Source organism: Actinomadura verrucosospora (assembly GCF_039540335.1).
In the GTDB taxonomy this organism is placed as follows: Bacteria; Actinomycetota; Actinomycetes; order Streptosporangiales; family Streptosporangiaceae; genus Spirillospora; species Spirillospora verrucosospora.
In genome coordinates this window covers 13,307-36,986 of the sequence record NZ_BAABEV010000022.1, presented here as the reverse complement: position 1 = coordinate 36,986, position 23,680 = coordinate 13,307, and the positions used below count along the sequence as shown (strand labels likewise).

17 protein-coding genes are annotated in these 23,680 nt (G+C 72.5%); 5 read left to right on the top strand and 12 right to left on the bottom strand.

Features of this window, described 5'->3' with window-relative positions:
* Positions 1-10: 10 nt before the first annotated feature.
* From ABD944_RS23060 to ABD944_RS23045, 4 genes are all read left to right on the top strand, one after another.
* On the top strand, positions 11-1,222 hold the full coding sequence (locus tag ABD944_RS23060; protein ID WP_345179665.1) for a sensor histidine kinase: 1,212 nt from the start codon (positions 11-13) through the stop codon (positions 1,220-1,222).
* Positions 1,219-1,872, top strand: a complete 654-nt coding sequence (locus ABD944_RS23055; protein WP_345179664.1) for a response regulator — start codon at positions 1,219-1,221, stop codon at positions 1,870-1,872. The genes ABD944_RS23060 and ABD944_RS23055 overlap by 4 nt, the downstream gene beginning before the upstream one ends.
* Before the next feature lie 156 nt (positions 1,873-2,028).
* Positions 2,029-2,658, top strand: a complete 630-nt coding sequence (locus ABD944_RS23050; protein WP_345179662.1) for a hypothetical protein — start codon at positions 2,029-2,031, stop codon at positions 2,656-2,658.
* A 42-nt stretch (positions 2,659-2,700) separates the two neighbouring features.
* Positions 2,701-3,885, top strand: a complete 1,185-nt coding sequence (locus ABD944_RS23045; RefSeq protein WP_345179661.1) for a serine hydrolase domain-containing protein — start codon at positions 2,701-2,703, stop codon at positions 3,883-3,885.
* A 54-nt stretch (positions 3,886-3,939) separates the two neighbouring features.
* Here ABD944_RS23045 and ABD944_RS23040 read toward each other — a convergent pair whose 3' ends face one another.
* Positions 3,940-6,756, bottom strand: a complete 2,817-nt coding sequence (locus tag ABD944_RS23040) for a glycoside hydrolase family 2 protein (RefSeq protein WP_345179659.1) — start codon at positions 6,754-6,756, stop codon at positions 3,940-3,942.
* A 167-nt stretch (positions 6,757-6,923) separates the two neighbouring features.
* Positions 6,924-7,853, bottom strand: a complete 930-nt coding sequence (locus ABD944_RS23035; RefSeq protein WP_345179658.1) for an RNA polymerase sigma-70 factor — start codon at positions 7,851-7,853, stop codon at positions 6,924-6,926.
* Between the two features lie 205 nt (positions 7,854-8,058).
* On the opposite strand from ABD944_RS23035, the gene ABD944_RS23030 reads away from it, so the two are divergent.
* Positions 8,059-9,651: an MFS transporter gene (locus ABD944_RS23030; protein ID WP_345179656.1), complete on the top strand. Its 1,593-nt coding sequence runs from the start codon at positions 8,059-8,061 to the stop codon at positions 9,649-9,651.
* A 24-nt stretch (positions 9,652-9,675) separates the two neighbouring features.
* On the opposite strand, the gene ABD944_RS23025 is transcribed toward ABD944_RS23030, so the two are convergent.
* The 10 genes from ABD944_RS23025 to ABD944_RS22980 form a co-directional block, all read right to left on the bottom strand.
* Complete coding sequence (locus ABD944_RS23025; protein ID WP_345179654.1) at positions 9,676-11,037, bottom strand: M20/M25/M40 family metallo-hydrolase; 1,362 nt, start codon at positions 11,035-11,037, stop codon at positions 9,676-9,678.
* A 317-nt stretch (positions 11,038-11,354) separates the two neighbouring features.
* Positions 11,355-12,017 (bottom strand): hypothetical protein, encoded by a 663-nt coding sequence (locus ABD944_RS23020; RefSeq protein WP_345179652.1) that lies wholly within the window; start codon positions 12,015-12,017, stop codon positions 11,355-11,357.
* Positions 12,018-12,028: 11 nt separating this feature from the next.
* Positions 12,029-12,718 carry a hypothetical protein gene (locus tag ABD944_RS23015; protein WP_345179650.1) on the bottom strand — a complete coding sequence of 230 codons (690 nt, stop codon included), beginning with the start codon at positions 12,716-12,718 and terminating at the stop codon, positions 12,029-12,031.
* A gap of 60 nt (positions 12,719-12,778) precedes the next feature.
* Positions 12,779-16,480, bottom strand: a complete 3,702-nt coding sequence (locus ABD944_RS23010) for a WD40 repeat domain-containing serine/threonine protein kinase (protein ID WP_345179649.1) — start codon at positions 16,478-16,480, stop codon at positions 12,779-12,781.
* Positions 16,481-16,553: 73 nt separating this feature from the next.
* The gene (locus ABD944_RS23005) at positions 16,554-18,125 is read right to left on the bottom strand and encodes an ATP/GTP-binding protein (RefSeq protein WP_345179646.1); all 1,572 of its coding nucleotides are present in this window, start codon (positions 18,123-18,125) and stop codon (positions 16,554-16,556) included.
* A complete protein-coding gene (locus ABD944_RS23000) occupies positions 18,122-19,603 on the bottom strand; it encodes an SCO6880 family protein (RefSeq protein WP_345179644.1) in 1,482 nt (493 codons plus the stop codon). Before ABD944_RS23000 ends, ABD944_RS23005 begins: the two co-directional genes overlap by 4 nt.
* A gap of 24 nt (positions 19,604-19,627) precedes the next feature.
* On the bottom strand, positions 19,628-21,091 hold the full coding sequence (locus ABD944_RS22995) for a hypothetical protein (protein ID WP_345179641.1): 1,464 nt from the start codon (positions 21,089-21,091) through the stop codon (positions 19,628-19,630).
* Between the two features lie 70 nt (positions 21,092-21,161).
* Positions 21,162-22,253 carry a hypothetical protein gene (locus tag ABD944_RS22990; RefSeq protein WP_345179640.1) on the bottom strand — a complete coding sequence of 364 codons (1,092 nt, stop codon included), beginning with the start codon at positions 22,251-22,253 and terminating at the stop codon, positions 21,162-21,164.
* The gene (locus tag ABD944_RS22985) at positions 22,250-22,558 is read right to left on the bottom strand and encodes a hypothetical protein (RefSeq protein WP_345179637.1); all 309 of its coding nucleotides are present in this window, start codon (positions 22,556-22,558) and stop codon (positions 22,250-22,252) included. Before ABD944_RS22985 ends, ABD944_RS22990 begins: the two co-directional genes overlap by 4 nt.
* 252 nt (positions 22,559-22,810) lie before the next feature.
* Positions 22,811-23,281 carry a DUF6668 family protein gene (locus ABD944_RS22980; protein ID WP_345179635.1) on the bottom strand — a complete coding sequence of 157 codons (471 nt, stop codon included), beginning with the start codon at positions 23,279-23,281 and terminating at the stop codon, positions 22,811-22,813.
* Between the last annotated feature and the right edge of the window lie 399 nt (positions 23,282-23,680).

The following is a 23,680-nucleotide window of genomic DNA, read 5'->3' as shown; positions in this document are numbered from 1 at the left end:
TACTGGGGGGATGTCAGATCGGTTGCGCGGTTTCGGTTTCCTCAGGTGGCTGCGGCGGCGGCCTGGGGAGGGCGGCCGCCTGGTGGACGTGCTGGTCGCCGCGGCGGTCGCCGTCCCGGTCTTCGTGCCGTTCGCCACGGCGCCGGAGGTCACGCCGCTCGGAGTGGTGTTCAACCTCGGCACGGTCGTCCCGCTCGTGTGGCGGCGCCGGGCGCCGTTCGCGATCGCGCTGGTGGTCGCGTGCTTCGCCATGGGGGTGTCGCTGCACCACCGGCCGGGCCTGATGCTGCAGTACGGCGCGCTGGTGGCCATCTACACCCTTGCCGACCTGGGGCGGCATCGCTGGCAGAGGTGGGGTTTCATCGGCGTGATCGTGGCGTCCATCCCGCCCGGTGCACTGCTCGTGAAGAACAACGACGCGGGCGAGTTCATGTTCACGCTGCTGCTCCCCATGACGGCGTTCCTGCTCGGCACGCTGGCGCGGACCGCGCGGGAGCGGTCGAACGCGCTGGTGGAACGCTCCGCGCAGCTCGAACGCGAACGCGAGGCGCTCGAACGCGAGCGCCAGGCCGAGGCGGCGCGGGCGGCGGCGGAGGAACGGGCCCGCATCGCCCGCGACATGCACGACGTGCTCGCGCACGCCGTCAGCCTCATGGTCGTTCAGGCGGAGGCCGGTCCGGTGGTCGTCCACACCGATCCCGGCCAGGCCGAACGGGTCTTCGACGCGATCGCCGACGCGGGCCGGGACGCGATGACCCAGCTGCGGCGCACGCTGGGCGTGCTGAAGGAGGAGCAGGACCACGGCGTACGCGCGCCTCAGCCGACCATCGGCGCGCTGCCCGGCCTGGTCGAGCACGTCAACCGCACCCAGGTCCGCGTGCGGCTCACGGTCGAGGGCGTGCGCCGCGGCCTGGCCGCCGACGCCGACCTGGCGGCGTACCGCATCGTGCAGGAGGCGCTGACCAACACGGTGAAGCACGCCGGCGCGCGGACGGCCGAGGTCCTGCTCCGCTGGACCGACCACGAACTGGAGATCACGGTGACCGACGACGGGCGGGGCCGGGCCGGGGCCGATCCGGGCTGGCGGCGGGGCGGCGACGGCCTCATCGGCATCGGTGAACGCGCCGCCGCCTGCGGCGGCACGGCCGAGGCCGGTCCCCTGCCGGGCGGCGGGTTCCGGGTCTCGGCGACGCTGCCCTGCGCCGCGGCGGTGGCCGCGTGATCCGGGTGGTGCTCGCCGACGACCAGGAGCTCGTCCGCACCGGCTTCGCGATGATCCTGGACGCGCAGCCCGACATCGAGGTGGTGGGCGAGGCGGAGGACGGCGCCGCCGCGGTCGCCGCCGTGGGCGAGCACGACCCCGACGTCGCGCTGCTCGACATCCGCATGCCGGGCATGGACGGCATCGAGGCCGCGAAGGCCGTGTGCGCCGGGACCCGCACCCGCGTGATCATGCTCACCACGTTCGACCAGGACGACTACGTCTACGACGCGCTCTACGCCGGGGCGAGCGGGTTCCTGCTCAAGGACGTGCGCCGCGACGACCTCGTGCACGCGGTGCGGGTGGTGGCGGCCGGGGAGTCGCTGCTCGCGCCCACCGTCACCCGCCGCCTGATCTCCGACATCACGCGCAACCGCCCGCGCGCCGGCGCGGCGGTCTCCGACCGCCTGTCGGTCCTGACCGAGCGGGAGCGCGAGACCCTGCGCCTGCTGGGCCGCGGCCTGTCGAACGCGGAGATCGCCGCGGCCATGGTCGTCAGCGAGCACACCGTGAAGACCCACGTGAGCAACGTCCTGGCCAAGCTCGGCATCCGCGACCGCACCCAGGCCGTCATCGCCGCGTACGAGACCCGGCTGATCGAGCCCTCCTGAAGGGTGCGGCTCCCTCGCGCGGGGGAGCCGCACCCCGGTTCTCCCCCGCATCACCGAGGCCCGAAGACCCCTCGCGACGGCGATCCCCCGGACCACCGCCCTCCCTGAAGATCGAGAACGCAGGGACGCAAGCCTCGACCTCCGGGAGAACCGCTCATGATCAGGATCGCCTTCCATCTCGCCCCCGCCCTCATGCTCGCCTACGGCGCCGTCCGGCTGATCGACGGCCGCGACGGGCAGCACGGGCCCGGCCCCGCCTGGACGGTGGGTCACCTGCTCTTCCTGGGGTCGCTGCTCCTGTACGGGGCGGTGATCGCGGGCCTGTGGCGGCGGATGCCGGTCACGGAGGGCGGCAGGGCGCGCCGGGTCACCGCCGGCGCCCTCACCGCGATGGCCGCCGTCGGGCTGGTCACCTTCGTCCGAGTCGCGATCATCGACATCGTCGTCGGCCTGCGGGCGGCGGACTCCGCCGAGAAGAGCGCGCTCTCCGACCGGTACGCGGACGTTCCGGCCGTGCTCCCTCAGGCGTTCTACGAGATCGGGCCGGTGCTCTTCATGCTGGGCCTGACCGCGCTGCTCGTCCAGCACGCGGTCGTCGGCCCCCGGCGCGCGCCGGTCGCCGCGAGCCCCGTCCTCGTCGTCCTCGCCTTCGTGGTCATCACGGCCGACCTGGACCTTCTGCCGGCGGGTGCGGCCCTGATCTGGCTCGCCCTCTTCCCGCACACCCGGGAGCAGAGGCAGTCCATTCCGGCGCACCGCGCGGCCAAGGCCTCCGCGGCGGCCTAGCCGGACGCGACCACCCGTCACCACCGAACTCAGGGAGCGAACATGATCAAGCAGAGGCGCGCGCTGCGCGGCGCAATCACCTTGGCCGTGGCGGCCGGTGTCGCGGTGAGCGCGCTGACCGGCATCGGCACGTCGCGGGCCGACGGCGCCGCGGGAGTCGGCGGCGCCGCCGACCAGGCGGAGCTGCGCCGGCTTCTGAACCGGCTGACCACGGTCGACGGCGGCCCCGGAGCGCTCCTCCACCTGCGGGAGCAGCGCGGCAGCACGGTGCTGACCAGCGGCGTCGCGGACGTGAACAGCCAGGCGCCGGTCCCCCGGGACAGCGGTTTCCGGATCGGGAGCATGACCAAGCCGTTCGTGGCCACGGTCGTGCTCCAGCTGGTGGGAGAGCACCGCGTCTCGCTCGACGCGCCGGTGGACCGGTACCTGCCCGGTGTCCTCCGCGGATACGGCGCACCCGGGCGGAAGATCACCGTCCGCCGGCTGCTGCAGCACACCAGCGGCGTACCGGACTACCTCGCCTCCCTGGACCCGCAGGAGATCCTCAAGGATCCGCTCGCCCACCACGACACCCGCGACCTGGTGGACCTCGCGCTCGCCCGTCCGCCGGTCTTCGCGCCGGGCGCCGGCTGGAGCTACTCCAACACCGACTACCTGCTGGCCGGCATGCTCATCGAGAAGGCGACCGGCCACACCTGGGGCGAGGAGGTCCAGGAGCGCATCATCGCCCCGCTGGGCCTGCGCGGGACGTCCGTGCCGGGGGACGCCTCGGCGATCCCCGGACCGCACCCGCGCGGGTACGTGCGGCCGGGCCGCGACGCGCCGCTCGTCGATCTCACCGCGTTCAATCCCTCGGTCGCGGGCGCGTCCGGCGGGATGATCTCCAGTGGCGGCGACGTGGACCGGTTCCTGGGCGCGCTCGTCGGCGGCGAGCTGCTGCGCCCGGCCCAGCTGCGGGAGATGATGAGGACGCGGCCGACCGGCGCCCCGGACGGCCGGGCCTACGGCCTCGGCCTGGAGAGCAGGCCCCTGCCCTGCGGCGGCCTGTACTGGGGGCACGGCGGCGACGTCTTCGGGTACGAGACCGCGAGCGGCGCCACGGTCGGCGGCAGCCAGGCGACGGTCATGGTGAACCTCGACCCGGGCGGCTCGGACGCGCAGAGCGACGACATGAAGAGAGCCGTCCAGACGGCGCTCTGCCAGGGCCGGTCCATGACCTCCCGGTAGCGCACGCGCGAAGGCCGGACGGGGCGGGGCCCCGTCCGGCCTTCGTTCTGCCGGTCAGCCGGCGTGGCGGGTCTGAGTGGGGACGTTGAAGCCGTTGACGCGGACGTCGGGCTTGGCGGACGTGGCGGCGTAGCGGGCGGTGATGGTCTGCTCCTCGCCGGGCCAGAGCGTGACGTCGTTGTCGCTCCAGCGGATCGGCAGCACCTGCTTGCCGCCCGCGAACAGGTCGGCCCGGGTGAACAGGGCGGGGGTGCCGCCGTGGCCGACGTTGCGGACGGTCACGCTCGTCACCATCTCGCGGCCCTCGCGGTGGGTGGCGGCCTCGACCTTGATGTCAGCGGACCCGAGCGAACGCAGGCCGGTCAGGTCGGCGTAGCCGTCCTTCTGGAAGACCGCGAACCCGTTGGACGGGGTGTACTGGCCGGGCGCGTGCGTCTTCGGCCAGTCGACCTTGTCGGCCTTCGTCGACAGCCAGTACACGTTGCGGCTGACGACCTCGGAGCCGCGGGTGAGGGTGAGCTTCTCGAAGTAGGTCGTGGAGATCCCGGCCGGGACCTTCGGGCGCAGCACCGTCCGGACGTCCTGGCTGCCCAGCGCCCCGACGGGCGCGGTGGCGGTGGCGCGGACCTTGCCGTCGAGGTCGATGATCTGGGCGGTGGCGCGCAGGCCGTCCTGGCGGGCGCCGGTCAGGTTGGCGACCTTGACGGAGCCGTCGTCGTAGGAGTACATGACGTGAAGGGGCTCGTTGGCCTTCTTCGCTCCGAAGTAGACGCCCGGCTGGTCGAAGTCGGTGCCGTACATGCTCCACTGGAGCGACGGCCACGCCTTGTTCAGCATCCAGTAGATGATCCCGGTGCTCGGGTTCGCCTTGTCGGTGGAGTTGCCGACGTACGACTCGAACTGCGCGCGGGTGACCTCGTACTGACCGAGCTGGACGGTCTTCTGGTAGGAGGCGGCGTCCTTCCAGGGGCCGTACCGGTGCCACAGCGGGGTGTTGTAGACGCCCATCCGGGACAGGCGCGTGTAGTCGGAGTAGAAGAACGTGTGGTACATGTCCTGGCCGGCGGTCTGGCCCTGGGCGGTCGCCGGGTCCCAGATCTTCTTCTGCTCGTCCGGGGGGAGGAAGCGGTTCAGCGAGTCCTGCGTCGGGATGGTGTTCCCGGTGCTGACCTCCGTGTCGAACCCCCAGGCGCTGCCGGTCATGCTGAGCGTCGGGTCGTCGGTGTTGACGGTCTCCCGCCTGTTGTTCCACAGGGCGTTGGGCGGGAAGTAGTTGTAGCCGCCCTCCTTGGTTCCGGCGGGGCCGAGCTTGGGCGACGCCTTGTACTCCGCCGCGGCGACCTGCGGGAGCCGGAAGTCGGCCCGCTCGAACGCCTTCAGGTAGAGGGCCTCCTTCTCCGGGTCGGGCGCGTCGTCGCTGCCCTGGAAGAAGGTGAAGACGCTCGGGTGGTCGCGGAGCCGCTCCGCCATCGTGCCCGCCTGGTTGGACGCGTTGGCCTTGACGTCGTCCGACCAGGTCGACGACTTGCCCTCCCAGAGGGCGCAGCACTGCCAGCCCGGCATCGCGAGGACGCCGGCCTTGTCAAGCTGGGCGAACATGTCGTCGGGCGGGAAGTTGCCCTCGAACCGGACCGCGTTCAGGCCCATGTTCCGGATGTAGGAGATCTGGTCGGAGACGTTGGACGGGGAGTAGCGCAGGAAGAGGTCCGGCGACCATCCGGCGCCGCGGATGACCAGCGGCTTGCCGTTGACGATGAACTGCCGGTAGCCGTCCTTGCCGTGGGTCTTGCCGGGGACGGGCTTGGTGAGCCGGGACGTCACCGTCCGGATGCCGAAGTCCTCGGCGGCGGCGCCGGACACCGTTCCGCCCACGGACGCGTTCAGCGCGAGGTGGTACATCGGCTGGGCGCCCATCTGGTACGGCCACCACACGGCCGGGCGCACCAGGTGCAGGCCGGGGCAGTCCGCCTTGCCGATCGCGACGGTGCGGGTCGCGTGCGCGGGCACCGTGACCGTGGTCTTGCAGGCGATGCGGGCGGAGCCGCGCGTCACCGCGCCGGACACGACCACCCGCTGAGCCGACCCGGTGTTGTTGCGCACGTCGGCCTTGACGGTCAGGTCGGCGGTGGACAGGTCGCGGGCGTTGTCCTGCAGGACGTGCAGGTTGCGGACCGAGACCGGGCCCTCCTGGACGATCTGCGGCGCGTACTGGAGCCCCGTGTTCTGGTCGGGCGCCATCGGGTTCCAGTCGACCTGGTTCTGGGTCAGGTACCGCATGGGCGTGTCGAACTTGGTGATGTCGGCGTCGTTGCGGGAGACGTCGAGCGCGATGGCGTTCGCCCCGTCCCGGACGTAGGGCGTGATGTCGTACTCCAGCCGGGCGTAGGAGCCCTGCAGCTGCGCGCCGCCGGCGATCTTCTTGCCGTTGATCCAGAGGTCGGCCTTTCCGGAGACGCCGTTCATCACCAGGAAGGTGCGGCCGCCCTTCCGGGGGTGGACGGTGAGCTGGTCGCGGTACCACCAGTTCACGTCGAACTGCTTGGCCGGGACCTTCGCCATGGTGTCGTCGTGGAAGATGTTCGGGTACCGGCCGTTCTCCAGCAGGCCCGCCATCAGCGTCTGGGGCCGGGACAGCGGCAGCCACCCCTTGGTCGAATAGTCCGGCATGGAGATCTCGGCGCCGGTGTCGTCCGTGTCGGCGGACGATCGGATCGCCCAGCCGGAGGTCAGCTCCGTGGTCCCGGAGGACCGGATCCTCTGGGCGGCGGGCCGGTGCCCGGCGAAGGCGTGGGCCGGCATCGCCGGGGCGAGCGTCCCGGCGAGGGCGAGCGCGGCGCACAGCGCCGTGGTTCGAGTCCTGGACCCGCTCATGTGTCCATCTCCCCTTCGTGCGGCCGGAGCCGGGCGCTTCCCGGGGGCCGATGACACCCATGCTCGGGCCGGAGGCGGCCCTCGGGCCGTAGGGGCAGGACGCCAATGGGGGTAGTGCTAGGCCCACTCCGCGATCTCCGGGACGGTGGGCCGTGGACGTTCCGGCCTCAGCGGCTCAGGGCGGTCTCGTGGTCCACGTGCGACAGTTTCTCCGGGTTGCGCACGTGGTACGCGCCGGTGACGCAGCCGCCCTCGACCCGCACCGCCAACACGCCGTCGACCTCGCCGTCGACTCGGACGAGCAGCCCCGGGCCGCCGTTGACCTGCACCAGCTCGACCGACCTCTCGGCGTCGCGCTTCCACCAGCCCGCGGCCAGCAGGCGGGCCACGTTCTCCGCGCCCGAGACGGGCCGCGGCAGGGCGTGCCTCACTCCGCCGCCGTCGCTCAGGGCGACGACGTCCGGTGCGAGGACGTCGAGCAGGTTCTGCAGGTCGCCGGTCTCGACCGCTCGCTGGAAGGCCAGGAGCGCCGCTCGGGTCTCGTCCGGGGAGGCGACGCCGCGCGGTCGGCGCGCGGCCACGTGCGCCCGCGCCCGGTAGGCGAGCTGGCGGACCGCGGCGGGGCTCTTGCCGACGGCGTCGGCGATCTCGTCGTAGCCGAGGCCGAACACCTCGCGCAGCACGAACACCGCCCGCTCGGTCGGCGCGAGGGTCTCCAGCACCAGCAGCATCGCCATCGAGACGCTCTCGGCGAGTTCGACGTCCTCGGCCACGTCGGGCGTGGTCAGCAGCGGCTCGGGCAGCCACGGACCGACGTAGGACTCCTTGCGCCTGCCGAGCGCGCGCAGGCGGTCCAGCGCCTGCCGGGTGACGATCCGCACCAGGTAGGCGCGCTGCTCCCGCACGGTGGCCGTGTCGACGTCCACCCAGCGGAGCCAGGTCTCCTGCAGGACGTCCTCGGCGTCGGCGGCCGAGCCGAGCATCTCGTAGGCGACGGTGAACAGCAGGTTGCGGTGGACGACGAACACCTCGGTGGCGGAGTCCACCGAGGTCGCGGGCTCGGCTGTCCCCGCGGTCCGTTCCGTGCGCTCGCTCATCCCCGGCTCCTGACTGTGCGTTGCCACCCCTGCCTCGTGCACTGGACGTCGCAGCCCGCCGTTTTGTAACACCCGCGCTCGGGTGGCCTACGTCACATCGCCTCCGCTGTTACGGGGGCCGGTGCGGCGGCGTCTCGTGTTCGTCAGGACGCCGCGCGGCGAACGGTCCGGGCGGCTCGCGATACGAGTGGAAGGCATCCGCCACATGGCCGAGACGGCCTCACCCGAGAACATCCCCACCCGCTCCGGCACCACGACGGAGGCTCCACCCGGTTCGAGCTCCCGCCGCTGGTGGGGGCTGGTGGTCATCGCCCTCGCCCAGCTGATCGTGGTGCTGGACATGACCATCGTCAACATCGCCCTGCCGTCCGCCCAGCGCGACCTCGGCATGACCGACGGCAACCGGCAGTGGGCCATCACCGCCTACACCCTCGCCTTCGGGGGCCTGCTCCTGCTCGGCGGGCGCCTCGGCGACCTGTTCGGACGCAGGCGCGCCTTCATCACCGGCCTGCTCGGCTTCGCCGCGGCCTCCGCGCTCGGCGGGGCCGCCACCGGCCCCGGCATGCTGTTCGCCGCCCGCGCCCTGCAGGGCGTCTTCGCCGCGCTGCTGGCCCCGGCCGCGCTGTCCCTGCTGACCACGACCTTCACCGACCCGCGCGAACGCGGCAGGGCGTTCGGCGTGTTCGGCGCCATCGCCGGCGCGGGCAGCGCGATCGGCATGCTGCTCGGCGGCCTCTTGACCGAGTACCTGGACTGGCGCTGGTGCCTGTACGTCAACGCCCCGGTGGCGGCCGTCGCAGTGCTCGGCGCGGTCGTGCTGCTCGACGACCCCGGCCGCAAGGCCGGTGCGCAGCTGGACGTCCTCGGCGCCGCGCTGGGCTCCGCCGGCGTGCTGTCCATCGTCTACGGCTTCAGCGAGGCCGAGTCCCGGGACTGGGACGACCCCCGGGTGCTCGCCCTGCTCATCGGCGGCGTGCTGGTCCTCGGGCTGTTCTCCCTGTGGCAGACCCGCGCCCGGACGCCGCTGCTGCCCCTGCACATCGTCAGGGACCGGCAGCGGGCGGGCGCCTACCTGACGATGGCCCTGGTCACCGTCGCCATGTTCGGCGTCTTCCTCTTCCTGACCTTCTACCTGCAGGGCATCAAGGGGTGGTCGCCGCTGAAGACCGGCACGGCCTACCTGCCGATGACCGTGTGCATGGTCATCGGCTCCACGCAGATCTCGGTGCGGCTGCTGCCCCGGGTGCCGGTCCGGGCGCTGATCATCCCCGGCCTGGTGCTGGCCGCCTGCGGGCTGGCCGTCCTGGCCTCCATGGACGTCCACGCCACGTACCCCGGCCGCGTCCTGCCCGGCATCTGCATGATGGGCCTCGGCATGGGCGTCACCTTCATGGCGGCCATGTCCACGGCCACCGGCCGCGTCGCCCCGCACGAGCAGGGGGCGGCCTCGGCGACCCTCAACACCATGCAGCAGGTGGGCGGATCGGTCGGCACCGCGCTCCTCAACACGATCGCGGCGAGCGCGACCGCGGACTGGCTGACCGGCCACGAGGTCGACCTCGCCCAGCGGACGCCGCAGGTGAGGGCCGCGCTGGCCGAGGCGACCGTGCACGGCTACTCCGTGGCGACCTGGACCTCCGCGGGCATCATCCTGCTGGCCGCACTGGTCGCGGGCGTCTTCGTCAACGCCAAGGCGCCGGGACGGCAGGCCGGACCGGCGGCCGGCGCCCCGGCGGCCGCCGACCGGGAGGGCGGGGCCGCCGGGGCGCCGGCCCGCGCGGGATCGCCCGCAGGCTGAACCGGGGGCCTTCGCGGGCGCGGGCTACTTGCGGCGGGCGACGTCGTAGAGGGCGCAGCCGATCAGTTCGAGGGACACCTGCAGCCGCTCCAGGCTGACGTTCTGGGCGATCGTGTCCTCGGGGGTGTGGTAGAGGGGCTCCAGCTGGCTGGGCGCCTCCCCGCCGCGCCAGCTGAAGTTGCCCGCCGGGATGCCGCGCTCGTAGAAGGCCTCGTGGTCGCTGGAGCCCCGGGCGGTGGGGCCCTTGGTCTGGTCGGAGTAGCCGAGGCGGGCCGCGGCGGCGTTCACCGCGGCCGTGGTGGTGTTGTCCGCGCCGTCCACGGACAGCAGCCAGTACGTGCCCGCCGGGGGATGGCTGGTGGCGACCATGTCGTTCTGGAAGCAGCCGGTGATCCGCCCGACGCCCTCCGCGTCGAGTTGCTTCACGTAGTGCCGCGCTCCGACCAGGCCGGACTCCTCCGAGCCCCACAGGCAGACGCGCACGGCCTGCTGGGTCGGCAGCCGTTTCAGCACGCGGGCCAGTTCCAGGCACAGCACGGTTCCGCTGCCGTCGTCGTTGGCGCCGGGCGAGCCCGGGACGGTGTCGTAGTGGGCGCTGACGATGACGGCCTTGCCGGTGGGGTTGGGCAGCGTCGCCTTCCGCTCGGCCAGGACGTTGTACGAGGTCAGCCCCGAATGGTGGGTGATCTCGAAGGAGAGGCGCCGGGCGCCCGCGCGGATCCGCTCGCCGTGGTACTCGGCCAGGCCCAGCACCGGGATCGCGACCGTCTCCTTCAGCGTCGGGACGAAGGCGCCGGCCTTGCGCTCCGGGTAGGTGACCGAGCGCGCGTTGACGATGAGGGCCGCTGCGGCGCCCGCGCCCGCGGCGGCCTTGGCCTGCTCGGTCTCCATGCCGGGGATCCGGTCGAACAGCACCAGGCCGCCGCGCACGTCACCGGTGACCTCGGTGACCCGGCCCACGTCCACCACCGTGCCGTCCACGGAGGCGACGGCGCCCTGCGGGGAGGCACTGCACTGCCAGACCCGCTCGCCCTTGGATCGGATCTCGGCCAGGTACTTGTCGGCGACCGGGAAGGGCTGGAGTTCGACCCTGTAGCCGAGTTCGCGCAGGCATCCGGCGATATAGCGGGCGGCACGGTGCTCCGACGGCGTCCCGGCGATGCGCCAGCCGATCTCGTCGCTGAGCACTTTCAGGTGCCGCAGCGCCCGGCGGGCGTCGACGCGGGCGACCACCGCCCTGTCGCCGGCGGTGAGGGAGGGCGGCCGGAGGGCACCGGGGCGCTGCCGGGTCGCGGCGGCGGCGGTGCCGGGGAGCAGGCCGACGGTCGCGAAACCGGTGAGTGCGGCGGCCCCGGCCAGCAGATCGCGGCGTTTGACCTCGGACATGGCGTCTCCTCGGGAGATCGGCGGCCGGCGTCGCCGGCCCGGATCCCGAGTCGGCGGCGGACGGCGGGACAACGGACTTCCCCCGGTGGGAGTGAACATACAAAAAGGCCATAAAACCGACAAGACTCTTACCGTCCGCAGACCAGATCGTGATCAGGTTCGGGAGGCGCCCCAGGCCAATGGACCACCGGTTTCCGCTGGACAAACCGGCTTGCCCGGTAGGCCAATAGGGAAACCGGCCGGATTGAATGGCATTCCGACGTTCCAGCGGAAACGGCGGGTCCCGGGGCGGTTCCGGTTTCGGATGAACGCGGGGGTCAGGGCCTGGGCGCCAGGCCCGAGTAGACCGACGCGACGTACTCCGGGGCCTTGGCGCCGCGGCGGGGCCGGAAGTCGAACGCCGACCCGTCGGTGAAGTCGATCCGGATGAACCATTCCGGCTGCGGGGTGCGGCCGAGGGGCACCGCCCGCAATCCGCGGACCGCCGCGAACGGGATCTCCCAGCAGGTCGTCAGGGGCGCGGTGGAATCGCCCTGGTCATCGCCCCGAGCACCGCGGACGCGACCGCGCAGCCCGCCCGGCCGGCCGGAGGGGCGCGCGAACCGCGACTCCACGGACACCGCGAGCCGCCGGTCCGTGAGCAGCAGCCACGCCTCGTCGGCGTAGCCGGTCATGTGGCCGGCGACGGCGGCCGCCGCCGCGTCCGGCCCGGGCGCGTGCGCCCACCCCCAGATCACCGGGTCGTCGGCCCATTCGTCGTACCAGAACCGGCCCGTCCGGACCGGATCGGTCGGCAGGGGCCAGGACGGGTCCGGGACGGACGAGCCGTCCGGGACGGCGGACGGGGCCGGGGCCGTGCTCAGCCCTCGCACCGTCGCGCCGATGTGCCCGGCCGCGTGGTCGCCCATGACCAGCCTCTCGCCGGGCGCGCACCAGTGCGCGCGGGCGATCTCGTACAGCTTCTGCTCGTTGCGCGGCATGTGATCGCCCGTCAGGAACGTTGCGTGGCGAGGTGGAGGAGCCGGCCCGCCGCCTCGTCGTCCGGTGCGGTGACGTCAAAGCCGGAACCGTCGTGGAGCCCGATCCGCAGGACCGGGACCTTGCGGGGACGGAACCCGGAGGGCAGCTTGCGCCGGTCCAGGCCGAGGTGCGCGATGTGCGCCGCCGGGATCTCGGCGAGGCCCGCGACGCGTGACAGCGGCACCGGTTCGCCCGGTGGGTAGGGATGGTCGCGGGCGAGCGAGCGCCCGAGCTCCGCCGCCCCGGCGGCGATCCTGCGGGCCCGCGACAGCACCCCCGCCTGCGGCTCGCGCCGTGCCTCGGACTCGGCGGCCTCGCCCGGCGTCATCGCGACGACGCCGATGCGGTACGGGGTGAGGACGAGGTAGCGGGTCTCCGCGGAGTCGGGGAGCGTCACCCGCGCGGCCATGCCCCCGCCGGGGCCGAAGACCACCAGCGCCGGCGGAGTGAGGCTGTCCTCGCGGAACGCCGAGTCCACACCGGCTCCGACGGCGTTCAGTACAGCGCGTCCGGCGCCGCCCGGGATGCCCCGCCAGTCGTGGCCGTCCACGTCGAAGCGCAGGGCGGCGCCATGGCAGTACAGGCACAGCAGAACGGGCTCGTCCGGCCGGCACCAGTGCCGCCGCACCGCCAGCGTCCCGCTGAGCTCGCGTCCGCTCATCTCGGCGCCCTCCCCCGACCGTGATGGCGAGATCCTAGTGGAATCACCGCAATTCAGCCGTCACGTCGTCCGATCCCGATCCCATGCGAATCTCGGCTTGGGCGGGCCGTTCCAGCGTTCGGCCATGCGGTCGAGTTCCGCTCTCACCCCGGACCGGCGGAGCCGGCCGAATCCGGCGTACCGGAGCTCGCGGCAGAGGGCGTCGAATTCGTCCTCCGTCCACTCGGGAGCGTCCCGCCCTTCCAGACTGCGGAGGGTGAGGAAAACGGTCAGGAACGGCCGTGCCCGGTCGTCCCAGTCCGCCGGGTTCCGCACGCGCAGTTTCCAGTCGAGCTCCCACACGCGCACCGTGCCGTCGAGACCCGCGGCGAGGACGTGCCGGCCCGCGTCGGTGACGCGCACCAGGGCGACCTCGCTCCCGCCGTCGGACAGGACGTGGTGGGGTTCGCCGCCGCCCGGCCGGCGCAGATCCCACATGGTCACCGCTCCGTTCGCGGACCCGGTCAGCCCCCAGCGCCCGTCGACCGTGGCGCAGGCGGCCGTGACCCCGGTCCCGTAGGCCTCGATCGAGAGGTCGCCGAGGGGATGCAGGAGAAGCACGGAGTCCCCGGAGGGGTAGGTACCGGGGGAGACGCTCAGGACGTGGCGGCCGTCCCGGGTCATGCTGACGCCCGCGGCGTCGTCCACCCAGCTCGTCGCGGTGGCCTCGGCGTCGCCGAAGAGATCCCGTACATCGTTCCAGCCACCGATGATCAGATGGCGGCCGTCGGGGGTGACGGTCAGCGCCGTGACGTCGCAGGCCGGGGGGACGCCGGGGCCGCCCTCCCGGCCGCCGTGCAGAATCGTCGTGCGGCCGGATTCGATGTTCCACAGCCGTATCTCTTCGCCGCCCCCTTCCCTGGCTCCCGCCGTGACGACATGGCGGCCGTCCGGGCTCGTGCACACGGCGATGAGCCGCCCGCGCCCGGACGCGCCGGTCCGCAGGGTGCGCACCAGCCTCCCGGCGGACAGGTCCCACACGTTCAGCTCGTCGCCCGTCGACGCGGTGACGCAGCGGCGCCCGTCCGGGGTGAGGCGGGCGCGCACGCCCGGGCTCTCCTCGACCAGCCGGTGCACGAGGCGCCTCGCGGCGACGTCCCACACCCGCACGGCACCGTCCGCGCCCGCCGACACGGCCCGTTCACCGTCGGGCGTGACGTCCAGGCACGTCACCGGCCCGGTATGAGCCGCCAGCGTCCCCAGATGCCATGACGCCCGGACCCCGACCCGGGCCGACACCAGCGCGAGTCTGTGCCACGCGTCGAGGGCGGGCGCGCTGCCGCCGAGATCGGGCGTGCTCCGGAGCCGTTCGAGCGTCGCCGCGGCCTCGGTGTACCGCCGCGCGCCGATCTGCCGTTCCGCCTCCGCCGCCTGCGCCCTGACGTGCGAGTCGAGCCCGCTCAGCTCGCCGTGGGAACGGGGGCGGCAGATCTGCAGCGGGGCCGGGCGCCGCCGCCCCAGATCCAGGACTCGCGGCCGACCGTGATCGGGCCCGATCACGACGCGGCGGCCGTCCGGCGCCACGCAGGCACTCCGCGGATCGGGCGGGGCGCTCATCGTCCGGACGCAGCGCCAGGTGTCCAGCTCCCAGAGCCGCAGCACGCCGTCGATCATCAGCAGATGGCGCCCGTCCGGAGTGACGCACATCTTCTTCAGCGCGGGGGACGAGGGATCGGCGAACGTGTGCGTGATCCGCCCGGTGGCCATGTCCAGCGTGACGACGACGCCCCGGGGGAAGGCCGCGACGGCGTGCCGGCCGTCGGGGGTGACGTGCACCAGCGACGCGTTGTGCAGGAGGCGGCCGTCCATCTCATCCGGGATCTCCGTCTTCCAGACCGTCTGCCCCGTGACCAGATCCCACAGGCACAGCAGGGGACCGCCGTACGCGGACAGGGCATGGCGCCCGTCGGGGCTGACGCAGACCGCGTTCATGACGCTGTGACCCTTCTCGTCCCGCGGCCCAGGGAACGTGCGCACTCGCCGGAGCGTGGCCACCTCCCAGAGATGCATGGAGTCGCGCCGACCCGCCGTCAGAGCGAAAGCTCCATCGGGGGTCAGGCAGATCGCGTCCGTTCCCGATCTCCTCCCCCGCCAGGGACCGGTGCGTTCGCCGGTGACCAGGTCCCACGCCTGCAGGCTGTCCTTCCCGACCAGCGCGTGCCGCCCGTCGCGGGTCACGCGGATCTGGGAGATCACCCAGTTGCCGGTCGGGATGGTCCGCACGCGGCGGCCCGTGTCCAGCTCCCAGACGAGCAGGCACCCGCTCGAACCCGCGCCCACGATGTGCCGGCCGTCGGGTGTGGGGCACAGGGCGAAGACGGTCTCGGTTCCGATCGTGTCGAACTCGACGTCGTCCTCGACCTCCGCCTCGAACTCGGTGTCCTCCTCGTCCTCCTCGACCTCCGCCTCGATGTCGGCGCCGCGCTCCTCGCGGACCTCGGTGTCACCGCGCTCGCGCTCGACCAGGCGGAGGAGCCGTCCCACCCGTTCGGGATCGTCGCGGCGAACCGACTCCAGCTCAGCCGTCAGGTCGGCGTCGGTGATGCCGGCGGCGCGCCAGCGCAGCAGGCCGGAGTTGTAGATCACTTCCGGATGGCGCGGGTCGGCGGCGCGCGCCTCCCGGAAGGCCGCCGCCGCCTCTTCCGGCCGCCCGAGGTCGAGCAGCGACAGCGCCCGGTTGTTGAGCTCGTTGGCGCGCAGTCCGGCCGTCGCGGGCAGGGCCCGCGGGTAGGGCGTCCCGAACTCCGCCGCGTAGAGGGAGACCAGTTCCTCGGCGACCGGGGCCATGCCCCGCGGCCGGTGCTCCGGCTCCTCGCGCAGGCAGCGGGCCAGCAGTTCGGCGAGCCCGGCGGGCATGGCGTCCATGGGCGCGCCGGGATTCCGGCCGTCCAGGTAGCGGGCGAGGCCCGTCGCCGCGGCCGGGCCCAGGCGCCAGCGGACCCGGCCGGTGAACATCTCCAGCACGCTGACGGCGAAGCTGTACACGTCCGCGCGCCGCCCGAGGGGACGCCGGGCCGCCTGCTCGGGCGAGGCGTAGGCAGGGCTCAACCCTCCGGTCGTGACCAGAAGCGTGCCGTCGCCCGGCTCCGCCGACGACCGCTCCGTCATCAGCTCGCCGGCACGCGCCAGCCCGAAATCGCTCACCTTGGCGTTCCCTGCCGAGTCGAGCAGGACGTTGGCCGGCTTGACGTCCTGGTGCACCACGCCGAGGCGGTGCGCGTGCGCCAGGCCCCAGGCGGTCTGGATCGCCACGTCCAGGATCCGCTCCAGCGCCGCCCGCGGGCCGCCCTCGTACAGGCGTCCCCCGCGGATCCAATGCCGCAGGCTTCCGCCGTCGACGAACTCGGCGAAGACCCGCGGAACCGCGCCCAGCGTCTGCACGTAGTGGCACGTGCAGATGTTGGGGTGGAGCCCCAGCGCCACCCACGTCTCGGCCTCCTGGACGAACAGCCGCACCAGGTCCTCGCTCGCCGGCATGCCGGGGCGCGGGCACTTGACGGCCAGGTCGATGTCCCAGCCGAGGTGGCGGACGCGGTAGACCAGCCCCATGCCGCCGTCGCCGTACAGCTCGCGGACCTCGTAGAGGTCCAGGATGCGGTCACCGACCGCCCACTCCTCCGGGACGCCGTCCGCCGCCGCGGACGTGGCGGGATCCACGAGCGTCGGCGCGGGCGGCGGCGGCCGGTAGACGCTCGCGCCCCGCCACCATGTCCGTCTCGCCACGGCTTCCCTCACATCCGCCGCGCATCACCACGCCGGTACAAGGATGTTCCACGGCCGGCCGGACGAACAGCCCTCAGACGGCTTGGGCGGGAGGCCTCGTGGTCGAGTTGGTCCAGCGCTTGTTGGTGTCGTTGACATCGCGCTCGACGGACGTGAGCTCCACCTTGAACGGGATGCCCGGGCGGCCGCCGACCTTGACCAGGAACCTCCCGCGTCCCGGGGGCTCGCTGTCCCGCTTGAGCTCGGGGTTCCAGGACGGCGGCGTCGACCAGTCGATGATCATGCGCTCCTCGATGGAGGACATCCGGACCACCTCGTTCACCATCGGCATCTCCGCCTGCGGCAGCCCGCCGCAGATCACCATGCCCGCGCGCTCGGCGAAGCCCTTGGCCTTGAGCCGGTCGGCGCGGTCGCTCAGCGACAGCAGGTCGGCCATGGTGTGCGTGATCATCACCTGCCCCGTGCCGCGCTGCCGGTTGAGGCGGGTGAGCGCGTCGACCCGGTCCACCAGGCCGCGCCCGGACCGCAGCACCCGCCACAGCTCGTCCAGGACGACGAAGAAGTGCCGCTGCGGTTCGAGCCCCTCGTCGGCCAGCGCGTGCGCGGCCTCGATCGAGCCGAACCCGTCCGACCAGCACGCCAGCAGGACGGCGGCCTGCAGCTCGGCGTCGGCGTCGTCGATCCCGCTGATGTCGATGCAGACGCCGCCCGGATTGTCGAGCTCGATCGCGGTGGTGGTCTGGTGCGCGAACGTCTCGCCCATCGGACCGTCCAGGACGCCGAGCAGCGAGGCGTGCAGCGGGTCGACGGCCGCGCGGTACCGCGCCTCGTCCCCGCGCGCGAGGGTCACCGCGCGCAGCCGCTCCGGCCCGTCGTCGATCACCTTGATGAGGTCGGGCAGGACGGGCACGCCGCGGTGGCGCTCGTCCAGCACCCGCAGGGCGGCGTTCAGAACGGTGCGCTCGGTGTCGGCGATCGGCGCGCCGCGCAGCAGCGTGACCAGCGCGCTGACCATGTTCAGCCGGCGGCCGTGCGCGTCGGCGATCAGCTTGGCCCGCGCGGGCCCGGGAAGCCTGGCCGCCGCGTGCGCCGTCGCCCCCGGGTCGAGCACGTTCAGCGAGCCGAGCCCGCGGCCGAGCTTGATGATCTGCCCGCCCATGGCCCGGACCAGGTCGACGTAGTCGGGCTTCAGGTCGCCGAGCACCATGGGGAACACCCCCTGCCCGACCAGCCCCACCACCATCCTGCGGATCAGCGTCGACTTGCCCAGCCCCGGCTTGCCCAGCACCAGGGCCGACGGGTTGTGGATCAGGTTCGCCCGCTGGAACCACGAGATCGGGTCGCAGCACAGCGCCGCGCCGGTGGTCAGCTCGCGGCCGAGCGGCACCCCCACCATCGGCGTTCCCGACCCGGCCCCGAACGGCCACAGCCCGCACACCTGGACCGTGGTCCCGCGCCATTCCGACGGCATCTCCACGTAGGAGGCCCGGCCCCCGCCGCGGCGGGAGAACCCCCGGAACCCGGGCTTGAGCTCGGGCCTGGGCTTCTTCTCCTTCTTCTTCTTGCTCTTCTTGCCCTTCTCGCCGTCCTGTTCGGCGAGGAGCTCTCCGACCACTCCGGGGACCGGTTCGGCGGGGCGCTTCACAGGGCCTCCCGCACCAGAGCCGGCACCTGAAGGTGGTCGGGGATGACGATGCCCAGCGGAAGGGCGGCCGCGAACGCCGACGCCTGCGACCCGTACATCTGCCGCAGCCGCAGCCGCGCGGGGCCCGTGAGGGTGTCGACGGCCGCCGCCGCGACCGGGAGCTCCTCGGCCGAGCGGACGGTGGCGGTGATGAGGACGGTGAACCGGATCACTCCCGCTCCCCTGGCCTCCTCGAGGGCCGACTGGTCGCTCTTGATCACGTCGATCTCGTTCCGGGCGGCGCTGGAGGCGCCGTCGAGGCGGAAGCGCGAGTCCCGGCGGTCCCGTTCCACGATCCGGGCCGCGGAGGCCGGATCGTGCGGGCGGTAGAGGAAGGTGACGCGCTTGCGGGCGATGTCGTGGTGCGGGGCCACCAGCCCCGTCATCACGTTGGACAGCACCTCGCCCCGCGGCGCCTCCGACATGCCCCAGGTGATGGAGCAGCCGCTGTCGTGGACGTAGTGGTCCCACGACTCCTGCGCCGCGACCGGCCCGGCGTCCTCCCAGCGGATCTCCTGGTCCTCGGCGGCCTCCAGGACCTTCTGCGCGTCCGGGTCGTAGGCGATCCGCACGGCGCGGGCGAGTTCCTTCGCGGTCAGCGCGCGGGCGGATCCGGCGCCGGTCATCGCCAGCCCGGAGATCAGTCCGGGAATGCGCATCCCGACCTCCCGCACCATCGCGTCCTGGTCGCGCCGCTTGCCCCCGAGTTGCGGCAGGGCCGCGTAGGTGACCGCGATGCGGGTGGAGACCCGCGCGCTGCCCACCGGGTAGTTCCAGACGATCTCGTCCAGGGCCTGCCGGGCCAGCTCGGGCGCGTTCGGGTCGGTGTTGGCGTAGATCTCCTCCCGGAGGCGGGTCCCGGTGTCGGGGGCCGTCTCGATGGTCACGCTCGCGGAGACCAGCCCCGGCTCGTAGCTCAGCGAGGCCAGCCACTGCCCCCAGTGGGAGACCCACGTGTCGATCTGGGTCTGGTCGACCAGCGCCGCACCTTCGGCGTTGCACTCGAACACCACGGTGTAGTGCTTCGTGGACGGGATCACGACCAGGGCGAACGGGCGCCCGTAGGAGTCGCGGCCCTCCACCAGCCGGGACTGGGCGAGCAGCCCCGGAAGGCGGCACGTGCCGTGCGGGACGACGCTCAGCGGTCCCGAACGGTAGAGGTGCCACCCCTGGGAGCGGCCCGACCACCAGGTCACCCGTGCCGTGAGCGACTGGAGGGCGGTCCGCCCATGCGCGTCCTGGATGACGAGCGGCAGCATGACCACCCCCAGCGCGACGGCGCCGAGCAGGGCCAGCATCAGCGACAACGTCGCGATCAGGGTGATGACGATCAGCCCGACCATGAGGATCAGCGTGCCCGCCAGTCCCAGCCGCCCGATTCCAGGGGACACCGGCTTCCGCCAGTTCCCGTACGTGGGTTCACGGTAGTCGGACGTCACGCCGCCTCCACCTCATTCCTTCGGCTACGAACTGCCACTGGGACCGCTTCCGCTTCCGCTGCTGCCGCTCGGGCCACCGCCCCCGGACGGAGGCGAGTACCCGGTACCTCCGCTGGAGGAGGAACCAGAATCGGGGGGCTGGTAGGGCGGCGGCTGGCTGCCATTCCCTCCGATGGAGGAAAAGTCGGGAGCGGGAACGTCATACGGCGGGACGCTGGAAGAAGGGTCGGCGCCCGACGGGCCCTGCGGTCCTCCGCCGCCGCCCGGGCCATTGCCCGAGCCACTGCCCGACCCGCTGCCCGACCCGCTGCCCGGCCCGCCGCTCGGGCCACCGCTCGGTGCCCCGGTCGGCCCGCCGGTCGGTCCACCCGTCGGTCCGCCACCCGGTCCGCCGGCCGGGCCACCGCCCGGGCCACCGCCCGGTCCGCCGCCTGGTCCGCCGCCCGGGCCGTTGGGCGGCCTGGGGGGCGTTCCGCCGCCGCCCGTGCCGCCGCCCGCGCCGCCGCCTCTGTTACCCCAGCCCCAGCCCCAGCCGCCGCCGGTGCGGGTGCGCGGCGCGGGAGCCGCCCCGCCACCACCGCCACCGCCGCCACCGCTCGCCAGCAGGCCCGTGAAGAGACCCGTCGCCGACCTGCGCATGGTCACCGCGGTACCGCCGTAGGTGAAGTGGCCGACCTGGCGGATGCCGAAGAAGCCCATGCCCTCCGTGGCCACGGGCATCACGGCGCGGATGGTCGTCGGCATCGCGAACACCGACCCGGCGGCGAGGGCCAGGCCGGCGAGGCGGTCGGCCTCGTACTTGGACGCCATCAGGGCCAGGGCACTCGCGTCGATCGTCGCGATGACCGGCTGGACCGCGACGAAGGCGACCAGCAGGCCGAGGCATCGCTTGTAGGCGGCGTCTCCGTACGAGGTGAACCGGGCCGCGGCGACCGTCGGGAGAATTCCCACCAGGACGACGAGAGCGCCGTTGCGGAAGAGCATCAGAACGAACTGGATCGCCGACGAGAGCGCTGCGGCGAGGGCGAAGAAGGCGAGGATGAACGAGGTGTCGTCCTGGTTTCCGCCGAGGAGATCGATCCCGTTCTTCCAGTTGTCGATCCAGGCGTCGTTCTTCGGGCCCATGCCCGCGACGATCCAGTGCGAGTACCTCTGCCCGGCGATGTTCAGCAGGTTGACCAGCGTGGCCAGCGTCAGGACGATGACGGCCAGTTCGAAGAACTGGGACATCGCCTGTCTGAACGGCGCGCCCTTGCGTTTGACCGCGATCCGGAAGGCCGCGACGAGGAAGCCGACGAACGCTCCCCCGGCGGTCATCCAGTTGCTGTACTCGCGGATCCCGTAGAGCACTCCGCCCTGTTCGCCGGTCATCTGCACGCTGTAGGCGTCGCTCATCCACCAGGTGAGGAACGTCTGGAAACTCGACAGCGCCCAGTCCAGCAGTTTACTGACGAGCCATGCCCACGCCTGATTGAGGAGATCGTCCATTACGAACCCCCTGAACGGCGTGGAGCGGAGATTGCGAAGTCGCTCGACCTAAACACGACGGGCCTTCTTCTCAGAAATCATCGACCAGAAGGGTGACGAACGCGAGGGCCAGCCCTGAGCCCGCCATAACGCACGCGAGCAGCACCCACCTCAGGTCGGCGGCGTGCGATCCGAACTCGCCCCTCTTGTGCTTGACCCCCATTTTTCCTCCGACCAGGATGAAGCCCAGGACGCATGCCGCCAGCGCCGTCCAGATCATCCAGCGGAGCAAGGGTTGGATCGGTTCGGTGACCTCGCCCACGCCCTTGGCGTGGCCGCGCGGCAGCGAAGCGTCGGGCCTGGCGTTGACGTCCGGCTTTCTGCCGATGGGAGGCTTCAGAACGTTCGGCTTCTTGTCAGAATGGTCCTTCTCGCACTGCTTGGGGAACATTCCACTGGTGTGCTGCCACTGGTTGCAGAACTCCTCCACACCCCCCACGCAGTCGATCTTCTCGTCGTCGGTCTTCAGATCCCAGCAGGAGTCGTTCTTCTTGTCTTCCTTCGGCCACTGGGTGCTGGTGCTGGTGTTGCAGTAGCCGTCCGGATCTGAATTGCTCCTGGCGATGCAGACCTTGAACTGGTAGTTCGTGCTGCGCTTGTAGTCGGGGATCTGGATCTCGTCGCAATGCCCCTTCGTGCCCTTGTGCACGAAGGCCACCTCGCGCCCGTCGAGGATGGCGTAGCCGCGCGCGACGTGGCCGTCTTCGTTGCTGTCGCACACTCTGATCCGGCCCGACTCCGGGTCGAACTGGAGCTTGCCGCCGGGGTCGGTGTCGATCGTCTCGATGTCCTCCGTCTTGTCCCAGTCGACGGGCGCTCCCAGCGCCGCGAAGCCGACGGTCGCCACCCGGCCCGGTCCCTGGACGGCCGGGAGGGCCTCGACCGCGAGCCGCGCCGGGCCCGCGGCGAGCGGACCGGCCGGTTCAGAGCGTTCCAACGAGGCCGCCCCGCGCTGCCCGTCCAGGGCGATCTCCGGTGCGGGAGCGGGGAGAAGGCTGATCGTGAGCAGGGCGGCGCCCAGCGCCAGCAGCGCGGCGGACAGGACCGACACGCGCCGGCGCGCGGGCGGCCGGCCCCTGCGGCCCCTGCCGCGTGCGCGGAGGTGCCGGGGCGCCGGCCTCAAGCCGCGAGGTTTCTGACGATCAATCCGGCGCTCACGATGAGCAGGCAGCCGAAGCCCACGATGAACATGCTTCCGAGGTGACTGCCCCCCTCGCCCTTCTTGTGCTGGATCCCCATCCGGGCGCCGATGATGACGAAACCCGCCACGCAGGCGAGCAGGCCGCCCCACGCCGCCCAGCCGAGCAGCTTCTCGATCTTGTTCGCGAACGGCGGCGCCTCGCCCTGCCCCGGGTTCGGGATGTCCCTGGCAAGGGCAGCCGCATGGTCGAGCAGGTGGGCCGTCCACGTGATCGTCGCGTCGAGCATGCGCGTCCTCCGAGATGATGCGATGAGGGTCTGTCCGGCCGGAGTCGGCGGACGGCGACTTGGCCGGGGCTCACCGGCGCGCGTCGCGACGCATCCGCCGTCCGCGCGATCGATGGGCCCCATTCTGGAAGGGGTCGCCGCCTGTCAGCGCTGGACCGGCGGGCTCCTTCCGAGCACGGTTCTGTACTTGTACTGGACGGTCCGGGGGCCGCACTGATCGGCAAGCGCCGCAGGGCGGCGACTCTGTTGCGATCAGGAGGGGACCGGACCGCCCACGTCGCGGACCAGACGCGCGTAGGCGGGGGGAAGCCGCACCTTGTCCGGAGGGTCGCCGAGGCGGAAGGCCTCGACCCACGGCAGGTCCCAGAGACGCGGGACTCCGCCGGCGATCAGACGCATGAGGTCCGCCAGCGGCTTCGGACGCTTTCCTGGAGCGTCGGCCACCACGGCCAGACCGATCAGCTGGACGCTCGGGAGGGTTCCCGCCGCCCACTGCGCCACGGCCGCCTGGGCGGCGCACAGCCCTGCGGCGTGGCTCCGGGCGACGAGCAGCACCTGGGACTGCCCCGGGGGCGCGGGCGTCGGCCAGTAGCGTCCCGCGCTCACACTGTTGGGGATGAGCGCGGCGAGTGTGGAGGCGCCGGCTCCCCCATGGCAGGAGGAGAGCCAGATCCCTGGAGCTCGTCCGTTGTACGTGACCAGTCCGAGCGTGCTTCTCGGCACCGGTCCTTGTTCTGCTGGTATGACCGCCTGGGCAGCATACCCCTCGTGCTGAGGTCGGGTCTGCCGAACAGGATATGCCGAGCCCGGCACGCTCGGCAGCCCCTCGGGGCCGGTCCCCCCGCGCTGCGGGCCGCCGCTCTCCGTTGCCCGCACCACGGGTGCCCACCTCCGGGAAAGTCACGAGCGGCTCTGCTCTGGCCTGCTGGCTCCGCACCAGCGGAGATCAATCTACTGGGACCGACCGTCCGCGAGCCGCCGCTCCCGTCAACCCGTCGGCCTGCGGTCTCCCGGCGCCCGTTCCCGCGCGCGACCGCAGGACCCACCTTGCATCACCGCGCGTTGACCGCACTGTCTTGGTCGGCGGGTCCGTGCAGGCGAGGCACGCCCGAAGAGGACGCC

Bases quoted from the DNA above. Each gene is read 5' to 3' on its own strand.
- ABD944_RS23030 (WP_345179656.1), top strand. From the start codon at position 8,059: ATGGCCGAGACGGCCTCACCCGAGAACATCCCCACCCGCTCCGGCACC.
- ABD944_RS23050 (WP_345179662.1), top strand. From the start codon at position 2,029: ATGATCAGGATCGCCTTCCATCTCGCCCCCGCCCTCATGCTCGCCTAC.
- ABD944_RS22985 (WP_345179637.1), bottom strand. From the start codon at position 22,558: ATGCTCGACGCGACGATCACGTGGACGGCCCACCTGCTCGACCATGCG.
- ABD944_RS23045 (WP_345179661.1), top strand. From the start codon at position 2,701: ATGATCAAGCAGAGGCGCGCGCTGCGCGGCGCAATCACCTTGGCCGTG.
- ABD944_RS23025 (WP_345179654.1), bottom strand. From the start codon at position 11,037: ATGTCCGAGGTCAAACGCCGCGATCTGCTGGCCGGGGCCGCCGCACTC.
- ABD944_RS23015 (WP_345179650.1), bottom strand. From the start codon at position 12,718: ATGAGCGGACGCGAGCTCAGCGGGACGCTGGCGGTGCGGCGGCACTGG.
- ABD944_RS23035 (WP_345179658.1), bottom strand. From the start codon at position 7,853: ATGAGCGAGCGCACGGAACGGACCGCGGGGACAGCCGAGCCCGCGACC.
- ABD944_RS23060 (WP_345179665.1), top strand. From the start codon at position 11: ATGTCAGATCGGTTGCGCGGTTTCGGTTTCCTCAGGTGGCTGCGGCGG.
- ABD944_RS23040 (WP_345179659.1), bottom strand. From the start codon at position 6,756: ATGAGCGGGTCCAGGACTCGAACCACGGCGCTGTGCGCCGCGCTCGCC.
- ABD944_RS22995 (WP_345179641.1), bottom strand. From the start codon at position 21,091: ATGGACGATCTCCTCAATCAGGCGTGGGCATGGCTCGTCAGTAAACTG.
- ABD944_RS23020 (WP_345179652.1), bottom strand. From the start codon at position 12,017: ATGCCGCGCAACGAGCAGAAGCTGTACGAGATCGCCCGCGCGCACTGG.